Annotated in this window: 5 protein-coding genes; 1 reads left to right on the top strand and 4 read right to left on the bottom strand. The window is 57.5% G+C overall.

All coding sequences use genetic code 11. The features are described from left to right. The 4 genes from AC1DSG_RS29375 to AC1DSG_RS29360 form a co-directional block, all read right to left on the bottom strand. Positions 1-418, bottom strand: a 418-nt coding sequence (locus tag AC1DSG_RS29375) for a Rossmann-fold NAD(P)-binding domain-containing protein (RefSeq protein ID WP_477794003.1), incomplete at its 3' end; no start/stop codon positions are given. A 102-nt stretch (positions 419-520) separates the two neighbouring features. Then, positions 521-1,120: a TetR/AcrR family transcriptional regulator gene (locus tag AC1DSG_RS29370; protein ID WP_477794002.1), complete on the bottom strand. Its 600-nt coding sequence runs from the start codon at positions 1,118-1,120 to the stop codon at positions 521-523. 29 nt (positions 1,121-1,149) lie between these two features. After that, positions 1,150-1,533, bottom strand: a complete 384-nt coding sequence (locus AC1DSG_RS29365) for a tautomerase family protein (protein WP_477794001.1) — start codon at positions 1,531-1,533, stop codon at positions 1,150-1,152. Positions 1,534-1,867: 334 nt separating this feature from the next. Beyond that, complete coding sequence (locus AC1DSG_RS29360; protein WP_477794000.1) at positions 1,868-2,677, bottom strand: helix-turn-helix domain-containing protein; 810 nt, start codon at positions 2,675-2,677, stop codon at positions 1,868-1,870. A gap of 147 nt (positions 2,678-2,824) precedes the next feature. Between AC1DSG_RS29360 and AC1DSG_RS29355 the strand changes: the two genes are divergently transcribed. After that, positions 2,825-3,323: NAD(P)/FAD-dependent oxidoreductase (locus tag AC1DSG_RS29355; protein WP_477793999.1), on the top strand; the 499-nt coding region annotated here is incomplete at its 3' end.

The following is a 3,323-nucleotide window of genomic DNA, read 5'->3' as shown; positions in this document are numbered from 1 at the left end:
CCAGGGAAGGGCGCATGATCTTCGGCCATTCACCCCGACGCACAGCTGCATCACAGCGGGGAATGTCACGCACCAGCGCGAGCAGCATTGCCATGGCATGGTCGGCGACCGATGACGCATTCACTCCGGCGCCGTTGGTGACCGTGATGCCACGGTCGGCGGCGGCTTGCAGGTCTACGTGTTCATAACCGGCGCCGATGACGCAGATGATCTTGAGGTGGGGCAGGGCAGCGATTTCATCGGCGTAAAGACCCAATGGGCCACGGGTCAGCACTGCATCGATCTGAACGCCATTACGGGCGATGGCTGCCGCACGCTCGGCAGGGGTGGGGGCAAGAATCAGGTTAAAACCCTGATGTTCGAGAATCGGCAAATAATCATTGATGGTTTCAACCAGTACCAGAACGGTTGCAGGCATGCTGCGCTCCTGTGGGCATCGGAATGTCGGGGCTCGAACATCGCTTCAGATTGCTGATTCCCGATAAGTTTGGCAATGGCCAAAGGTCGTACACGCGGTTGTTCAGTTTGATGAGCCCTTCGAGGTCAGGAACGTGCGTGCCGCGTCGAGAATTTCATCCGACACCGCATCGCCACGGCTGGCGCGGGCGAGGGTCAGGGCGCCGACCATCAGCGAATAGTCCACCAGTGCCTGTTGACGATCGGCTTCGACATCGCCTGAATCCAGCAACGAGCCATAGGATTTCAGCAACTGGTCGAGCCCTTCCATGAAGGTCTGACGCAAACCACTGTCTGCCGCTTCGTGGCATATGTCCCCGGCGAAGGCGACCACCGGGCAACTTTCACCCGGATTGTCGCGGCTGGCCTGGGATAAATACGGCTCGATCAACGCACGACGGGCGGCGTCTTTGTCGTCGCCATGGGCGTCAATTCGTTCCTGCCAGCGTTCTGCCGATTGCGCGAACGCCCGACCACTGGCCTCTTGCGCCAACGCTTCCCTGGACTCGAAATGCCCGTAGAAACCGCCATGGGTGAGACCTGCCGCCGCCATGACATCGACAACACTGATGCCGTGCAGGCCCCGCTCGCGAAACAAGCGCGTGGCAGCCTCGACAATGATTTCGCGGTTGAGGTCGGCTTGTTTGCGGGAAACTCGGGGCATCAGTGGCTCACAGGTATAAAGGTGGGGGATCAAAGGGCGTACTGGGCAATCCCGTTGCCGAACGACCAGTTCTCTTTTTTCACTTCCACCAAATTAATAAAAACATCCTCCAGGCGCACCGCCAGTTCGCGATTGAGGCTTTCGGCGATGGTTTTGTAGAGCAGTTTTTTCTTCTCGTCCGAGCGGCCTTCGCTCAGCGTGATCTGGATGATCACCAGGTTGTCGGTGCGTTTGATGCCCAGGTATTGGGGGTCGAAGATGAAATGGTGTTCATCGTGCTCCGTCAGAATCTGGAAGTTATCGTTTTCCGGCACGGCGATGGCGCTGTGCATGGCGGCGTAAATGAGCAGGCCGACGCGTTTGACGAAGGTGGGATCCTGATGCTTTTTGATGTCGACACGAACCAGTGGCATGGGATGCCTCCAGATAGAAGGTCGGTCAATTGAAAATACATGACAGGGGTCCTTTATCAAGCGAAAGCTGCTATTCGGCAATGAAACAGCCCATGACAATGGCCGACGCCAGGTTCTCACAGGATTGCTCCAGCAAGGTTTAATGGTCGACATCGGGGGCAATCATGTAAATGGTGCTGGATTTGCGAGGAGTATTGTTCATGAGCGCAGCCGGGTTGAGGTAGAAGTTGAGCGCGTGCTCGGCCGCGTCGTTGAGTTTTTTTTAATCGAGGGGTTCGCAGGGGGAAGCCGGATCGGTGTCCGGTGGGCAGGGTGTAACCGCTTGCGCGGGTCATCAGGTCAGAAGCTTTAAGTAACCCTTGGGCGAACACCCCGTCCGCTCCTTGAAACACCGATAAAAAGTCGACAATGAGTTAAACCCCGCAGCACTGGCAATCTCGTCGATCCGCGCCGCATGACGCTGCTCGTTCAACCGGCCCAACGCCTCCTCAAGCCGCAACTCATTGAGAAATGTATAAAATGTCTGACCTCGAACCTGATTCAGAAAAAACGAAATTTGGTTACGTGTATAACCCGTCGACGCTGCGACACGYGACAGATCAAGTCGCGGATCGAGATAAGGCTTCGACCGCTCGAAGTACTGCTGCAGATCATTGGCCAGCGCACCGACCTGACGAGCCGATAACCCCAACCGGCTGACGGCGTCGGCGCTGTACGCCGGGCGAATAACCATTGGCGCCTGGGCGACCAGCACCGCGTGCTCGTTGACTTTGACAATCAACCCGTCCTTCACCGTCAGTGCTTCAACCGTACTGAATGAAACCAGGCCATCGCTGCCATTGAGCGTCACCCGGTACTGCAGGAACGCAGTGTTGCCATCGATGCGCAGGCGATCGGTGTAGGTCTGCAACTCTTCTGATMCAGACGGCATGCTTGCCCTGAGGTAGTCGCGCAGCTGTGCATAGTCGATGGTGCGGTTCTGGAAAAAATCGTTGTACTCGACGTCGGGGTGATACAGCGCCATCACACCGTCCAGATCGCATCGCTTCCAGGCCTGGTGATAACGCACAGTCACTTCATGAGTCTGCACACTCGACGGGTCCGCAAGGAAGGTGGGGGTGGTGGGTAAATCAGGTATTTCCACGACGGACTCCATGGCGCAGATCAGGATGAAGCCAAGAGTATTCCAGAAACGCCGGTTTTCCTCCCGTGTCCGCTGCGAGGTTTGCGCCTGTGAAAGCGCCGGCCATTGCTTTAGCGTCGGCCCATGAATTTTCTGGAGCGGGCGTGCATGACATTACCTATTGAAAACCGCTCTCTGGCTGAAGCCCGGCCTTACCCTGTCTGGCAGGAAACCCGGACGGATGCGCCCGCCGCGCCAAGACTGACCGGCGAGTTATCGTGTGATATTGCCATTGTGGGCGGCGGGTTTGTCGGGTTATGGACTGCATTGATTGCCCGTCAGCGCTGGCCCGACGCGACGATCGTGGTGCTGGAAGCCGGTCGGTGTGGCGGTGAAGCCAGTGGTCGTAATGGCGGGTTCTGCGCGCCGAGCATCTCCCATGGCGTATCCAATGCACTGAAACGCTGGCCCAAGGAAGCAGAGCAACTGGTGCGACTGGGTCGGGAGAACCTGGTGGCATTCGAGGAGGATTTGCAGCGTTATGGCATGGACGCAAGCTTCGAGCGATCGGGAAAGTTGAACGTGGCGAGTCAGCCTTGGCAGGTCGATGGTCTGAAATCGATGCAGCGCAACTATGCGCGTTTTGGTATCGCCTGCGAGTATCTGG

This window comes from Pseudomonas sp. P5_A12 (genome assembly GCF_056400685.1).
Note: the sequence above shows the minus strand (reverse complement) of the source record. Positions and strands in the feature narration are given on the sequence as shown.